The organism is Streptomyces sp. NBC_00647 (assembly GCF_045207245.1).
Classification (GTDB): Bacteria; Actinomycetota; Actinomycetes; order Streptomycetales; family Streptomycetaceae; genus Streptomyces.
On the sequence record NZ_CP109040.1, the window covers coordinates 6,355,252 to 6,368,786 of the forward strand.

General features: G+C 70.8%; 12 protein-coding genes and 1 pseudogene. 9 read left to right on the forward strand and 4 right to left on the reverse strand.

Annotation, left to right across the window (positions count from 1 at the left end):
* Positions 1-46: 46 nt before the first annotated feature.
* The 5 genes from OG788_RS28020 (at position 47) to OG788_RS28040 (ending at position 5,882) form a co-directional block, all read left to right on the forward strand.
* Complete coding sequence (locus OG788_RS28020) at positions 47-1,738, forward strand: ABC transporter ATP-binding protein (RefSeq protein WP_406376869.1); 1,692 nt, start codon at positions 47-49, stop codon at positions 1,736-1,738.
* A complete protein-coding gene (locus OG788_RS28025) occupies positions 1,738-2,862 on the forward strand; it encodes an ABC transporter permease (RefSeq protein WP_351550864.1) in 1,125 nt (374 codons plus the stop codon). Before OG788_RS28020 ends, OG788_RS28025 begins: the two co-directional genes overlap by 1 nt.
* On the forward strand, positions 2,859-4,124 hold the full coding sequence (locus OG788_RS28030; protein ID WP_351550867.1) for an ABC transporter permease: 1,266 nt from the start codon (positions 2,859-2,861) through the stop codon (positions 4,122-4,124). Before OG788_RS28025 ends, OG788_RS28030 begins: the two co-directional genes overlap by 4 nt.
* The gene (locus OG788_RS28035) at positions 4,121-4,531 is read left to right on the forward strand and encodes a cytidine deaminase (protein WP_406374224.1); all 411 of its coding nucleotides are present in this window, start codon (positions 4,121-4,123) and stop codon (positions 4,529-4,531) included. The genes OG788_RS28030 and OG788_RS28035 overlap by 4 nt, the downstream gene beginning before the upstream one ends.
* A 67-nt stretch (positions 4,532-4,598) precedes the next feature.
* Positions 4,599-5,882, forward strand: coding sequence for a thymidine phosphorylase (locus OG788_RS28040; RefSeq protein ID WP_351550873.1), 1,284 nt, complete (start codon positions 4,599-4,601; stop codon positions 5,880-5,882).
* Positions 5,883-5,946: 64 nt separating this feature from the next.
* On the opposite strand, the gene OG788_RS28045 is transcribed toward OG788_RS28040, so the two are convergent.
* Positions 5,947-6,867 (reverse strand): AEC family transporter, encoded by a 921-nt coding sequence (locus OG788_RS28045; protein ID WP_406374226.1) that lies wholly within the window; start codon positions 6,865-6,867, stop codon positions 5,947-5,949.
* Positions 6,868-6,989: 122 nt separating this feature from the next.
* Between OG788_RS28045 and OG788_RS28050 the strand changes: the two are divergent.
* A pseudogene (locus tag OG788_RS28050) lies at positions 6,990-7,229 on the forward strand (hypothetical protein); the annotation flags it as partial.
* A gap of 39 nt (positions 7,230-7,268) precedes the next feature.
* On the opposite strand, the gene OG788_RS28055 reads toward OG788_RS28050, so the two are convergent.
* Positions 7,269-8,357, reverse strand: coding sequence for a sigma-70 family RNA polymerase sigma factor (locus OG788_RS28055; RefSeq protein ID WP_406374228.1), 1,089 nt, complete (start codon positions 8,355-8,357; stop codon positions 7,269-7,271).
* A 139-nt stretch (positions 8,358-8,496) separates the two neighbouring features.
* A complete protein-coding gene (locus tag OG788_RS28060; RefSeq protein ID WP_406374230.1) occupies positions 8,497-9,774 on the reverse strand; it encodes an MFS transporter in 1,278 nt (425 codons plus the stop codon).
* A 62-nt stretch (positions 9,775-9,836) separates the two neighbouring features.
* Between OG788_RS28060 and OG788_RS28065 the strand changes: the two genes are divergently transcribed.
* Entirely contained in the window at positions 9,837-10,799 is a 963-nt protein-coding gene (locus OG788_RS28065) for a LysR family transcriptional regulator (protein ID WP_406374232.1), read from the forward strand.
* A gap of 200 nt (positions 10,800-10,999) precedes the next feature.
* Here OG788_RS28065 and OG788_RS28070 read toward each other — a convergent pair whose 3' ends face one another.
* Positions 11,000-11,761: an alpha/beta hydrolase gene (locus OG788_RS28070; RefSeq protein WP_406374234.1), complete on the reverse strand. Its 762-nt coding sequence runs from the start codon at positions 11,759-11,761 to the stop codon at positions 11,000-11,002.
* Positions 11,762-11,874: 113 nt separating this feature from the next.
* Here OG788_RS28070 and OG788_RS28075 point away from each other — a divergent pair, with 113 nt between their 5' ends.
* Both OG788_RS28075 and OG788_RS28080 read left to right on the forward strand, forming a co-directional pair.
* Positions 11,875-13,029: an adenosine deaminase gene (locus tag OG788_RS28075; RefSeq protein ID WP_406374236.1), complete on the forward strand. Its 1,155-nt coding sequence runs from the start codon at positions 11,875-11,877 to the stop codon at positions 13,027-13,029.
* 142 nt (positions 13,030-13,171) lie between these two features.
* Positions 13,172-13,525 carry an ATP-binding protein gene (locus OG788_RS28080; protein WP_351550894.1) on the forward strand — a complete coding sequence of 118 codons (354 nt, stop codon included), beginning with the start codon at positions 13,172-13,174 and terminating at the stop codon, positions 13,523-13,525.
* The last annotated feature ends 10 nt before the right edge of the window (positions 13,526-13,535 follow it).

Sequence of the window (13,535 nt, forward strand, 5' to 3'; positions counted from 1 at the left end):
GGCGCTACGCGCGTAGACGACCCCCTTTCCCTCAGGAGAGTGCGCCATCAACGCGTCCAGCAGCCCTCCGGCCGGCGCGGTCAACGGTCAGGCGACCGCTGTCGAACTCGCCGGGATCACGAAGCGATTCCCTGGCGTCGTGGCCAACCACGACATCCACCTCAGCGTCCGCAAGGGCACCGTGCACGCCCTCGTCGGCGAGAACGGCGCCGGCAAGTCGACGCTGATGAAGATCCTCTACGGCATGCAGAAGCCGGACGAGGGCACCATCGCCGTCGACGGCGAGCAGGCCACCTTCTCGTCCCCCGCCGACGCCATCGCCCGCGGCATCGGCATGGTCCACCAGCACTTCATGCTGGCCGACAACCTCACCGTCCTGGAGAACGTCGTCCTGGGCAGCGAGAAGCTGTACGGCATCGGCGCGAAGGCCCGGCGCAAGATCGTGGAGCTCTCCGAGCGCTACGGCCTCGGGGTCCGTCCCGACGTCCTGGTCGAGGAGCTCGGCGTCGCCGACCGGCAGCGCGTGGAGATCCTCAAGGTCCTCTACCGCGGCGCCCGCATCCTGATCCTGGACGAGCCCACCGCCGTCCTCGTGCCGCAGGAGGTCGACTCGCTCTTCGACAACCTGCGCGAACTCAAGGCCGAGGGCCTGTCGGTCATCTTCATCTCGCACAAGCTGGGCGAGGTCCTCTCGGTCGCCGACGACATCACGGTCATCCGGCGCGGCACGACGGTCGGTACCGCCGTTCCGTCCGAGACGACCCCGCGCCAGCTCGCCGAGCTGATGGTCGGCAGCGAACTGCCGACGCCGGAGACGTCCGAATCGACGGTCACCGACCGGGCCGTGATCGAGGTCGAGGACCTGACGGTCTTCGCCAAGGGCTCGGTGTCGATGGGCAAGAGCTCGGCGAGCCTGCTCATGGACGAGGTGGCGCGCGGTGCCGTCCGGCTCGTGCTCGACCATGTCTCCTTCACCATCCACGCCGGTGAGGTGATGGGTATCGCCGGTGTCGAGGGCAACGGCCAGACCGAACTCATCGACGCGCTGATCGGCCTCAAGGGCGCCGACTCCGGTGTCATCCGCTTCGCGGGCGAGGACATCACCGGCCTGTCCACGCGCAAGCGCCGCGAGGGCGGCATCGGCTACATCCCCGAGGACCGGCACCGCCACGGCCTCCTCCTGGAAGCCCCCCTCTGGGAGAACCGCATCCTCGGCCATGTCACCGAGACGCCCAACGCCAAGGGCATCTGGATCGACATCAAGGGCGCCCAGCAGGACACCCGCCGCATCGTCGAGGAGTACGACGTGCGCACCCCCGGCATCGACGTCACCGCGGCCTCCCTGTCCGGCGGCAACCAGCAGAAGCTGATCGTCGGCCGCGAGATGAGCCACAAGCCGAAGTTCCTGATCGCCGCCCACCCCACCCGTGGTGTGGACGTCGGCGCGCAGGCGCAGATCTGGGACCAGATCCGGGCGGCGCGCCGCGAAGGACTCGCCGTCCTGCTGATCTCCGCGGACCTGGACGAGCTGATCGGCCTGTCCGACACGCTCCGGGTGATCTACAACGGCAAGCTGGTCGCGGACGCGGACCCGGCCACCATCACCCCGGAGGAACTCGGCTCGGCCATGACCGGCGCCGCCTCCGGACACCTGGAGAACGAGGAGCTCGCCGAACAGGCCGAGCTCGAAGAGCCCGCCGAGAACCCGGCAGACGCCCCGGAAGACGAGGCCCGCTGATGAAGAAGTTCGACAAGGAGCGCCTGCTCCTCGGGGTGGCCGGACCGGTCATCGCGCTCGTCGTCGCCGTGGCGCTGACCTCGGTCGTGCTGCTCGCCTCGGGCCAGAACCCGTTCGAGCCGTACACGCTGATGTTCCAGCAGGCGACGTACTCCGACATCCAGGTCCTGATCATCAACCAGGCCTCGCTGTACTACATCGCGGCGCTGGCGGTGGCCATCGGCTTCCGGATGAACCTGTTCAACATCGGTGTGGACGGCCAGTACCAGCTCGCCGCCATGATGGCCGCGATCGTCGGCGCGCACGTCGCGCTGCCGGCCGCGCTCCAGGTCCCGCTGCTCATGGTGACCGCCATCTGCACCGGCGCCCTCTGGGCCGGTATCGCCGGTGTCCTCAAGGTCACCCGCGGGGTCAGCGAGGTCGTCGCGACGATCATGCTCAACGCGATCGCGGTCTCCGTCATCTCCTACCTGTGGCTGCCCGACGTCTTCGGCGTCAAGCTCGGCAACAACAACACCACCGGCGAGATGCACAAGTCCGGCTGGGTTCCCGGCTTCGACATGGGCGATTCGGGCGAGATCTACGGTCTGGTCATCCTCGCGGTGGTCCTCGGCATCGGTTACTGGATCGTCCTCAACCGCACCCGCTTCGGCTTCGACCTGCGCGCCTCCGGCGCCTCCGAGTCCGCCGCCTCGGCCAGCGGTGTCGACCCCAAGCGCATGGTGCTCACCGCGATGCTGCTCTCCGGTGGCATCGCCGGTCTCGCGGGTCTGCCGATCCTGCTCGGCGACACCCACACCTACAGCCTGAACTTCCCGACCGGCATCGGCTTCCTCGGTATCGGTATCGCCCTGCTCGGCCGCAACAGCCCCGTGGGCATCGCCTTCGCGGCCCTGCTGTGGGCCTGGCTGGACAAGGCCTCGCCCGAGCTCGACTTCCACGGGTACGACAAGGAGATCGCGGTCATCATGCAGGGCCTGATCGTGATCGCGGTCGTCGTCTCGTACGAGGCCGTCCGCGAGTGGGGTCTGCGCCGCCAGCAGCGCCGCGTCGGCGCGGAACTCGCCGCGGGCCACGTCCTCGGCGCCACCGACAACACCAAGAAGGAGGTGGCTGGCCGATGACCACCGCAACCGACGTCAACCAGCCCACGCTGCAGCCCCCGGCTCCCCGCAGCCGCCGGATGTCGCTTCCCGTCCTCCTGCTGGTGATCGCGGGCGGCCTGGCGCTGACCTCGATCGTCCGCATGATCACCGGCGCCGACGGCATCACCAACGTCAGCCAGATGTCCACCGCGCTGGAACTGGCCGTCCCGATCGGCCTCGCCGGTCTGGGTGGTCTGTGGGCCGAGCGCTCGGGCGTCGTCAACATCGGCCTCGAAGGCATGATGATCCTCGGCACCTGGTTCGGCGCCTGGGCCGGTTACCAGTGGGGCCCGTGGACCGGCATCCTGATCGGCGTCATCGGCGGCGCCGTCGGCGGTCTGCTGCACGCGGTCATGACGGTCACCTTCAACGTCAACCACATCGTCTCCGGTGTGGCCATCAACATCCTGGCGCTCGGTGCCACCCGCTATCTCTCCCCGCTCGCCTTCGAGGGCGTCCCGGGCGGCTCGGCCAAGCAGTCCCCGCCGGTCGAGTCGCTCGGCCAGTTCACCGTGCCAGGGCTCTCCGACTGGCTCACCACCCTGAACTCCAAGGGCTGGTTCTTCGTCTCGGACATCGCGGGTCTGCTCGGCGGCCTGGTCACCGACGTCTCCTGGCTGACCCTGATCGCCATCGCGCTGATCCCCGCCACCTGGTGGATCCTGTGGCGCACCTCGTTCGGTCTGCGCCTGCGGTCCTGCGGCGAGAACCCGATCGCGGCCGAGTCGCTCGGCGTGAACGTCTACAAGTACAAGTACATCGCCGTGATCATCTCCGGTGGTCTGGCCGGTCTCGGCGGTGTCTTCCTCTCCATCGTCGCCAACCCCTTCTACCTGGAGGGCCAGACCGCCGGCCGCGGCTACATCGGTCTCGCCGCGATGATCTTCGGCAACTGGATGCCCGGCGGGCTCGCCCTCGGCGCGGTCCTGTTCGGCTACACCGACAGCCTCAACCTGCGCGGCGGCTCGGAGAACGTCCACGCCCTGCTGCTGCTCGGCGCCATCCTGCTCGCCATCGGCGCGATCTGGCTCGTGGTCAAGAAGAAGTACGTGTCCGCCGTCATCACCCTGGTCATCGGCGTCCTCGTGTTCCTCTGGTACGCCATGACCGACGAGGTGCCCAGCCAGATCGTCTCCGCCACGCCGTACGTCATCACCCTGCTCGTCCTCTCGCTCTCGGCACAGCGCCTGCGCATGCCGAAGGCGGACGGTCTGCCGTACCGGAAGGGACAGGGCAAGTGACATCCGGCGCGGAGCCCGCGGGCGTCGACTGGGAAGAGCTGCGGGAGGTGGCCTGTACGGCGATGTCCCGCGCGTACGCCCCCTACTCGGGCTACCCGGTCGGCGCCGCCGCCCGCGTCGACGACGGCCGCATCATCTCCGGCTGCAATGTCGAGAACGCCTCCTACGGCCTCGGCCTGTGCGCCGAGTGCGGTCTGGTCGCCGAGCTGCACACCACCGGCGGCGGCCGGCTGACGCACTTCACCTGCGTCGACGGGCGGGGCGAGATCCTCGTCCCGTGCGGTCGCTGCCGGCAGCTGCTCTTCGAGTTCGGCGGGCCCGAACTGCTCCTGGAGACCCCGGCCGGAATCGTGCCGCTCTCCGAGATGCTCCCGCAGGCCTTCGGCCCCGGTCATCTCACCAAGTAATGCCCCGCGGCCCCTCCTGATCGACTGATCCCAGGGAGGGGCCGCTCATCTTTTCGGAAGGAACGCCATGGCCATGGACGCCGTCTCCGTCATCCGCACCAAGCGGGACCGCGCCGAACTCAGCGATCCGCAGATCGACTGGGTCATCGACGCGTACACCCGTGGCGAGGTCGCCGACTACCAGATGGCCGCCCTCAACATGGCGATCCTGCTCAACGGCATGAACCGCCGTGAGATCGCCCGCTGGACGGCCGCGATGATCGCCTCGGGCGAGCGCATGGAGTTCTCGTCCCTGTCCCGCCCGACCGCGGACAAGCACTCCACGGGCGGCGTCGGCGACAAGATCACCCTCCCGCTGGCCCCGCTGGTCGCCGCGTGTGGTGCCGCGGTGCCGCAGCTGTCCGGGCGCGGCCTCGGCCACACCGGCGGCACCCTGGACAAGCTGGAGTCGATCCCCGGCTGGCGCGCGCTGCTGTCCAACGAGGAGATGCTGCACGTCCTCGACACCACGGGCGCGGTCATCTGCGCGGCCGGTGACGGCCTCGCCCCGGCCGACAAGAAGCTCTACGCGCTCCGCGACGTCACCGGCACGGTCGAGGCGATCCCGCTCATCGCCTCCTCGATCATGTCCAAGAAGATCGCCGAGGGCACGGGCTCGCTGGTCCTGGACGTGAAGGTCGGCTCCGGCGCCTTCATGAAGACCATCGAGGACGCCCGCGAGCTGGCCTCCACGATGGTGGGCCTCGGCACCGACCACGGGGTGAAGACCGTCGCGCTCCTCACCGACATGTCGACGCCGCTCGGCCTGACCGCGGGCAACGCGCTCGAGGTCCGCGAGTCCGTGGAGGTCCTCGCCGGCGGCGGCCCCGCCGACGTCGTCGAGCTCACCATCGCCCTGGCGCGCGAGATGCTCGACGCGGCCGGAATCAAGGACGCCGACCCGGCGAAGGCGCTCGCCGACGGCTCCGCGATGGACGTGTGGCGCCGCATGATCGCCGCTCAGGGCGGCGACCCGGACGCCGAGCTGCCCACCGCGCGCGAGACGCATGTCGTCAGCGCCCCGGCCTCCGGTGTGCTGACCCGCCTGGACGCGTACGACATCGGCATCGCCGCCTGGCGCCTGGGCGCCGGACGCGCCCGCAAGGAGGACCCGGTGCAGGCCGGCGCCGGTGTCGAGCTGCACGCCAAGCCGGGCGACACGGTGACGGCGGGCCAGCCCCTCATGACCCTCCACACGGACACCCCGGAGCGCTTCGCGTACGCGCTCCAGGGGGTCGAGGGTTCGTACGACATCGCCGCGGCGGGTACGGACTTCAAGGCCACGCCGATCGTGCTGGACCGGATCGCCTGATCGTCACGCCCGCTCCGCTCCGCGAGGGGGGACCGCCGCACTCGCGCCGGTCCCCCCTCGCGTCTCACCCGAGCACGGCCGCGACGACCACGAGCACCGGCACGGCCAGGATCGTGGAGAGCAGGATCGACTCGCGGGCCAGGGCCTCACCGACCCGGTAGCGCGAGGCGTACGTGAACAGGTTCTGCGCGGCGGGCAGGGCCGAGGTGACCACCACGTCGAGCAGCGGCGCGCCGCGCAGACCGAACACGCCGACGGCCAGCGCCCAGGCGGCCAGCGGCTGGCCCACCGACTTCAGCACGACGGACAGCAGCACCGGACCCCGGTCCGAGCCGCGGCCCGGCAGGCTGCTGCCGCACAGCGAGATCCCGAACGCCAGCAGCACCGCGGGCACCGACATGCCGCCGATCAGCTGAAGCGGATCGAGGATCGGACCGGGCACGGTCAGGCCGGCCGCCGACACCGCGACGCCGCTCAGCGAGCCGACCGCGATGGGATTGCGCAGCGGTGTGATCAGCCGCCGCCACAGCGGACCCTTCTCGCCCGCCCCGGACAGGTCGAGGACGGTCAGGGCGATCGGCGTGACCATGATCTGCTGGAACAGCAGCACGGGTGCCACCAGCGAGGCGTCGCCCAGCACGTACACGGCGATCGGGATACCGAGGTTGCCGGAGTTGACGTAACTGGAGCAGAGCGCGCCGATCGTCGTCCGGCCGAGGCCCCAGCGGCGTACGGCCCCCACCGCGACGAACACGCCGGCCGCCGCGGCGGTACTCATCGCCGTGACCAGCAGCCGGCTGGAGAAGATGACCGACAGGTCGGCCTGCGCGAGCGTCGTGAACAGCAGTGCGGGCGACGCCACGTGGAAGGCGAGCTTCGTCAGCACCTCCCGCCCGTTGTCCCCGAGGTGGCCGCGCCGTCCGATGACGTACCCGACGCCGATGACGACGGCGATGACCGCGAAGCCCGTCAGCACCCCTTGCACGGCGCCTCCTCGGCGGAGAGGAGGCCGTCGGGTATCGCGGGCGGAACTGATTCATGGGGCATGCATCCAACCCAACGGGGCGGAGCGGGCGCAGGTCAATGTGATCCTCTGCGCCGCCCGCGATGAGTTCCGTGCCCGCGGACGGTCTACTGACTGTGGATTCCGCGACACCCGCCGTACTCGTGCTGCCAGGACTCGTCACCCGCGACGAGGTGCCCCGGCTCTGCGACGACGTCCGCGCACTCCTCGAGGTGACCGGGGCCGGGGTCGTGGTCTGCGATGTCGGAGGCCTCGGACCGCCCGGCCTCACCGCCGTCGACGCCCTGGCGAGACTGGAGCTGGCGGCCCGCCGGGCCGGAGGCCGGATACGCCTGCGCGACCCGGACCCGGCCCTGCGCGCCCTACTCGACCTGGTCGGCCTCCGCTTCGAGACCTCCGACAGCTCCGGCTCCCGCGACTCCGTGAGCGCCGGCCGCTCCGGTGCCTTCGGCTCCTTCGGGTCCGTCGAGGTGGAGGGGGAGCCCGAAGAGCGGGAACCAGCGGGCCGTGTCCAGGAAACAGTGGAACCCGGTGATACGGCCCTTTGAGATCTCCAGCGCCTGCACCGCCCAGGGCGTGTAGCCGCCCGCTACCTCGTCCGGCTTGTACTGGGCGAAGCCCGGCAGGCCGTTGACCTCGACCGGGATCAGGCGCGATCCGGCGCAGGCGGCGCCCAGCGTCGTCATGAAGCCGGTGATGTCGTCCGTGCCGCGCAGCCACAGGTCGAACGGCGGCATCGTCATGATCGCGTCCTCGTGCAGGAGCGCCGTCAGGGCCGTCATGTCGTACCCCTCGAACGCCGCCACATACCGCTCCAGGAGCTTCTGCTGATCCTCGTCGAGCGGGTCCGAGGTGGCGGCCTCCGCGCCCGCTCCCTCCCTCTCGGCGAGGGTGGCGCGGGCCCGCTGGAGCGCGCTGTTGACCGACGCGACCGTGGTGCCGAGCAGCTCGGCGACCTCGCTCGCCCGCCACGCGAGCACCTCGCGCAGGATGAGCACCGCCCGCTGCTTGGGCGGCAGCTGCTGGAGGGCCGCCATGAAGGCGAGCCGCACCGACTCCTTGGCGACCGCCGCCTCCGCCGGGTCACCGGCCGCGGGCGGCAGCACACGCGCGTCGGGCATCGGCTCCAGCCAGGTGTTGTCCGGGCGGGGGGTGAGCGCCGCCTGGGCGAGCGGCGAGGGGGCCGTGAGATCCATCGGACGAGCCCTTCGGTTGCCCGCGTTGAGCATGTCCAGGCATACGTTCGTCGCGATCCGGTACAGCCAGGACCGCATCGAGGAGCGGCCCTCGAACTTGTCGTAGCTGCGCCAGGCGCGGACCATCGTGTCCTGCACCGCGTCCTCGGCCTCGAAGGACGAGCCGAGCATGCGGTAGCAGTACCCGGTCAGCTCGACCCGGTGCTTCTCCAGCCGGACATCCAGGTCTGCCGTCGTCGCCGTACCGTCGCTCATAGCCAACCCACCCCTGTGGCTGATCCGTTCCGCGCGTCGTTGCGCCAGCACTTCGGAAGCTACCGCAGCCCACTGACAATGGCGTGCGGAGCGGGGAAAGGTGCAGGTCACAGGGGGTGTGTCGGAGAGGGCTCCGGGCTCAGTGCGCCAGGACGGGCGCGCGGCGGGAGGCGGCGCGGGCCGCGTGCGAGCCGAACAGCGTGATCGAGACGACGCCCAGAACCGCGAGCAGCCCCATGGTCACCGTGCCCGCCCAGCCCCCCGCGTGGAAGGCGACCGCGCCGAGCGTGCTGCCGGCGCTGGAGCCGACGTAGTACGCGGACTGGTAGAGGGCCGACGCCTGCGCCCGCCCCTCGCGCGCGGTGTGGCTCACCGACGACGACGCCACCGCGTGGCCCGCGAAGAAGCCGGCCGTGATCAGGACCAGGCCGAGCAGGACCAGCGCCAAGGAGTCCCCGAGGGAGAGGAGCAGACCGGCGGTCGTGGTGCCGCCCGCCAGATAGAGGGAGCCGCGGCGGCCGACCCGGCCGACCAGCCGGCCCGCCGTCGACGCCGACACCGTACCGACCAGGTAGACCAGGAAGATCGAGCCCACGATGCCCTGGGGGAGGGAGAAGGGCGCCTCGCCGAGGCGGTAGCCGATGACCGTGTAGACCCCGCCGAACACCGTCATGAACAGCGCGCCGATCGCGTACAGCCGGCACAGCAGCGGGTTCGCGAGATGGCCGCGCACCGTGCGGGCCAGCACCCGCGGCCGCAGCGAGCCCTGTGCGAAGTGCCGCGGCGGCGGGAGCAGCAGCCGGAAGGCCACCGCGCAGCCCACGGCGATCAGCCCGATGGTGCCGACGGCCACCCGCCAGCCCCACTCCTGCGCGACCCAGCCGGTGATGACCCGCCCGCTCATCCCGCCGACGCTGTTGCCCGCGACGAACAGACCGATCGCGGTGATCAAGGCCTTGGGGCGGACCTCCTCCGCCAGATACGCCGTGGCCGACGCCGGAAGCCCCGCCAGCGCCGCGCCCTGCACCGCCCGCAGCGCGACCAGCGCGCCGATCGACGGCGCGAAGGGGACCAGGAGACCGACGGTGACCGCCACGGCCAGGGACGCCGTCATCAACGTACGCCGTCCGAAACGCTCCGACAGGGCGCTCATCGGGAGGACGAAGAGCGCCAGCCCGCCCGTCGCGGCCGACACCGTCCAGCTCGCCTCGCTCGCGCTCACCCCGAAGTCCGCGGAGACCAGCGGGAGCAGGGCCTGGGTGGAGTAGAGGAGCGCGAAGGTCGCGACGCCCGCGAGGAAGAGGGCGAAGCTCATCCGGCGGTAGCCGGGCCCGCCGGGGGCCATGCGGAAGTCGGTGACAGGGACGGAGGATGCGGCGCCCACGGTGGTGGACGCCTCGGTACTGGCGGAAGGCATGCCTCGAACCTAAGGACCCGTCGTTCATCCGTCCAATGCATGGAATCGCCATAATCGTTCCCATGGCGCATCAGCAGAGGTCAGAAGCTCACCTGTCACCGTTCAGTGACACAGAAGACAGCGCGAACATGTCGAGGTTGCTCGCCCCGCGCCTCGCGTACTTCGCCGGCGTGGCCCGCACCGAGCACGTCACCCGGGCCGCGCAGCAGATGCAGGTCCCGCAGTCGACGCTGTCCAGGGCCATGGTCCGGCTCGAACAGGACCTGGGCGTGGACCTGTTCACACGCCGCGGCCGGACGGTGTCGCTGACCCCCGCGGGCCGCACCTTCCTCTCTTCCGTGGAGGGGGCCCTCGCCGAGATCGAGCGGGCCGCCGACGCGGTGCGCGCGGACGCCGACCCGGCCACCGGCAAGGTCGCCTTCGGCTTTCTGCACACCATGGGCTCGGAGACGGTGCCCGGGCTGATCCGCGCCTTCCGCGCCGACCATCCGCGGGTCCGCTTCAGCCTGGTGCAGAACTACGGGGAGGCGATGCTGGAGCGGCTGCGTTCGGGCGAGTTGGACCTGTGCCTCACCTCGCCGGTGCCGGACGCGCCCGATCTGGTGGGCCGCCGCCTCGACGAGCAGAAGCTCCGCCTGGTCGTGCCGGCCGACCATCCGCTCGCCGCCCGCAAACGCATCCGCCTCGCCGAGGCGGCGGACGAGACCTTCGTGACCCTGGAACCGGGCTACGGGATGCGCCGGATCACCGACGACCTGTGCCAGGAAGCGGGGTTCCGACCGCGCATCGCGTTCGAGGGGGAGGAGGCGGAGACGCTGCGGGGTCTCGTCGCCGCCGGGCTCGGGGTCGCCCTGCTGCCGCCACCGGCCGTCGCCCGCCCGGGAGTTGTCGAGCTCACGGTCACCGCCCCACGCGCCGTCCGCGAGATCGGTGTCGCCTGGCTGGACGGCCACCCGGACACCCCGCCGGTGGCCGCCTTCAAGAAGTTCCTGCTGTCCCGACGCGGCCACCTCCTGCCCGACTGACCGCCGTAGGCAGGCCCGCTGCCCGACCGCCCGTCGTAGGCAGGCCCGCTGCCCGACCGCCCCGCTGCCCGACCGACCGCCTAGGCAGGCCAGCCGCCTGACCGACCCGCTGCCCGACCGCCGTCGACCCCGCCCGCCGGGGGAGAGCCCGCCACCGGAGCCGCTCGCCGTGGCCCGCCGTTCGGCCGACCCCGCGCCCGCTACCGCCGCAGCGACTGTCCGAAGCCCGCTGCCAGAGGCATCCGCAGGCCCAGTGGCGGTGGCGCGGCGAACGCGTCCTCGAGCGGCCGGGAGAAGGCGTGCCCGAACAGCGTGCCCAGCACGAAGTCCTGTGCGAGGGCCAGGACTTCGTGCCGGTGCTGGTGCAGCGCGTGCCCGTCCGAGTGGACCTCGAAGCGGCAGATGCCGCGGTTGGCCTTCTTGGCGCGCGCCGCGAACCGGAACGACAACTCCGGGTCGGTGCGCTGGTCGTTGGTGCCGTGCACGATCAGCACGCGCCGGCCGGCCAGCTGTTTCACCGGTTCGGGTGGCGCGGCGACGTCCTCCTCGGGCAGCCAGGGTGCCAGCGCGAGCACGGAGTTGACGGCCGTGTGTCCGCCCGCGCGCAGCGCCGCCCGGCCGCCCATGTCGATGCCGGTCAGGCACACGGGGACGTCGCCGTAGCGGCGGACGATCTCGTCCGCGGCCCAGGCCGCGTCGGCCGCGAGACGCGCCTCGCTGCCGTTCCAGCCGCGGACCCGGTAGTGCACCACGTGGACGACCAGGCCTTCGGCGCTTCCCGCGCGGGTCAGACGGCGTCCCAACGCGCGTACGGAGGCGGTCGCCATCATGGGGGAGGGTCTGCGGGACGAGGTCTCCTCGCCGCCCGGCAGCAGCAGAACAACTCCACTGACCGCCGACGGCTCAGGGCCGAGCGCCCTCCCCAGCCGGGCCCTGCGAACCGGCGTCGCTTGCTGTGCCATGACAGAACAGTGTCAGAAGCAAGGGTGTACGCCACCCGTCCGCACGGTCACCGTTACGTATCGACGGATTCGTACAACAGGAGATCTACGCGCGTAGGGGCTAGAGTGCGAAAATGACGAGCCAGATCCGGAACACCCCGAGCTCGGAACAGATCCGCCGGGCGCCCAAGGTCCTGCTGCACGACCATCTCGACGGGGGACTGCGCCCCGGCACGATCGTCGAACTCGCCCGGGAAACGGGCTACTCCAACCTCCCCGAGACCGATCCCGGCAAGCTCGGGCTCTGGTTCCGCGAGGCCGCCGACTCCGGTTCGCTGGAGCGGTACCTGGAGACCTTCGCCCACACCTGCGCCGTCATGCAGACCCGCGAGGCGCTGGTGCGGGTCGCCCGCGAGTGCGCCGAGGACCTCGCCGAGGACGGCGTCGTGTACGCCGAGGTGCGGTACGCGCCCGAGCAGCACCTGGAGGGCGGGCTCAGCCTCGAAGAGGTCGTCGAGGCGGTCAACGAGGGCTTCCGGGACGGGGAACGGCTGGCCCGGGAGAACGGCCACCGCATCCGGGTCGGCGCCCTGCTCACCGCGATGCGGCACGCGGCCCGCGCCCTGGAGATCGCCGAACTCGCCAACCGCTACCGCGATCTGGGCGTCGTCGGCTTCGACATCGCGGGCGCCGAGGCCGGGTTCCCGCCCACCCGGCACCTCGACGCCTTCGAGTACCTCAAGCGCGAGAACAACCACTTCACGATCCACGCCGGCGAGGCGTTCGGCCTGCCGTCCATCTGGCAGGCCCTCCAGTGGTGCGGCGCCGACCGGCTCGGGCACGGCGTGCGCATCATCGACGACATCGAGGTGCGGGAGGACGGCTCGGTGCAGCTCGGGCGGCTCGCGTCGTACGTCCGTGACAAGCGCATCCCGCTGGAGCTGTGCCCCAGTTCCAATCTCCAGACCGGCGCCGCCGACTCGTACGCCGCGCACCCCATCGGGCTGCTGCGGCGCCTGCACTTCCGCGCGACCGTGAACACGGACAATCGGCTGATGTCGGGAACGAGCATGAGTCAGGAATTCGAGCACCTTGTCGAGGCGTTCGGTTATTCGCTCGACGACCTGCAGTGGTTCTCGGTCAATGCTATGAAGTCAGCATTCATTCCTTTCGATGAACGACTGGCCATGATCAATGACGTGATCAAGCCCGGATATGCAGAACTGAAGTCCGAATGGCTGTTCCAGCAGACTGTCTCGACCAGCGGTTCTGTAGGAGATCAGGCCTGATCGGAGCGGGTGGAAAGCGGCCGGGTCTTCACTTCATCTCCATGACTCGGCCGCTTTTCGATGTTTGCGGAGGGCGGGTTTGCGTGTTTACGGTTTTGGACCGCTCACATCCCCATATCACCCACCCAAGGACGCATTCATAATGAAGCAGTCTGCTGCCAAGACCCTCGGCGTCGCCGCTCTCGGCGCCGCTTTCGCCGCTGCCGGCGCGGGCGCCGCGAACGCCGCCCCGGCCGTGCCGGACGCCTCCTCGGCGCTGGACACCGTCACCAGGACGCTGCCCGCCGAGAACGTCGCCAAGGCACTCCCCGGTGCCGGTGAGGCGCTCGCCCAGGGCCAGGGCGCGCTCGGCACGGGGGTCGCCGCCGCCCAGCCCGCCGCCGCGCGTCTGCTCGCCGACGGGCCGGCCGCCCCCGTCGCCGGACTGCTCGGAGGGCTGCCGGTGCAGGGTCTGCCCACGCACGGCCTGCCGCTGAACGGCATCCCGCTGGGCTGAGGCTCTCCGT

Bases quoted from the DNA above. Each gene is read 5' to 3' on its own strand.
- OG788_RS28065 (WP_406374232.1), top strand. From the start codon at position 9,837: ATGGCGCATCAGCAGAGGTCAGAAGCTCACCTGTCACCGTTCAGTGAC.
- OG788_RS28080 (WP_351550894.1), top strand. From the start codon at position 13,172: ATGAAGCAGTCTGCTGCCAAGACCCTCGGCGTCGCCGCTCTCGGCGCC.
- OG788_RS28030 (WP_351550867.1), top strand. From the start codon at position 2,859: ATGACCACCGCAACCGACGTCAACCAGCCCACGCTGCAGCCCCCGGCT.
- OG788_RS28055 (WP_406374228.1), bottom strand. From the start codon at position 8,357: ATGAGCGACGGTACGGCGACGACGGCAGACCTGGATGTCCGGCTGGAG.
- OG788_RS28040 (WP_351550873.1), top strand. From the start codon at position 4,599: ATGGCCATGGACGCCGTCTCCGTCATCCGCACCAAGCGGGACCGCGCC.
- OG788_RS28075 (WP_406374236.1), top strand. From the start codon at position 11,875: ATGACGAGCCAGATCCGGAACACCCCGAGCTCGGAACAGATCCGCCGG.
- OG788_RS28060 (WP_406374230.1), bottom strand. From the start codon at position 9,774: ATGCCTTCCGCCAGTACCGAGGCGTCCACCACCGTGGGCGCCGCATCC.
- OG788_RS28070 (WP_406374234.1), bottom strand. From the start codon at position 11,761: ATGGCACAGCAAGCGACGCCGGTTCGCAGGGCCCGGCTGGGGAGGGCG.
- OG788_RS28025 (WP_351550864.1), top strand. From the start codon at position 1,738: ATGAAGAAGTTCGACAAGGAGCGCCTGCTCCTCGGGGTGGCCGGACCG.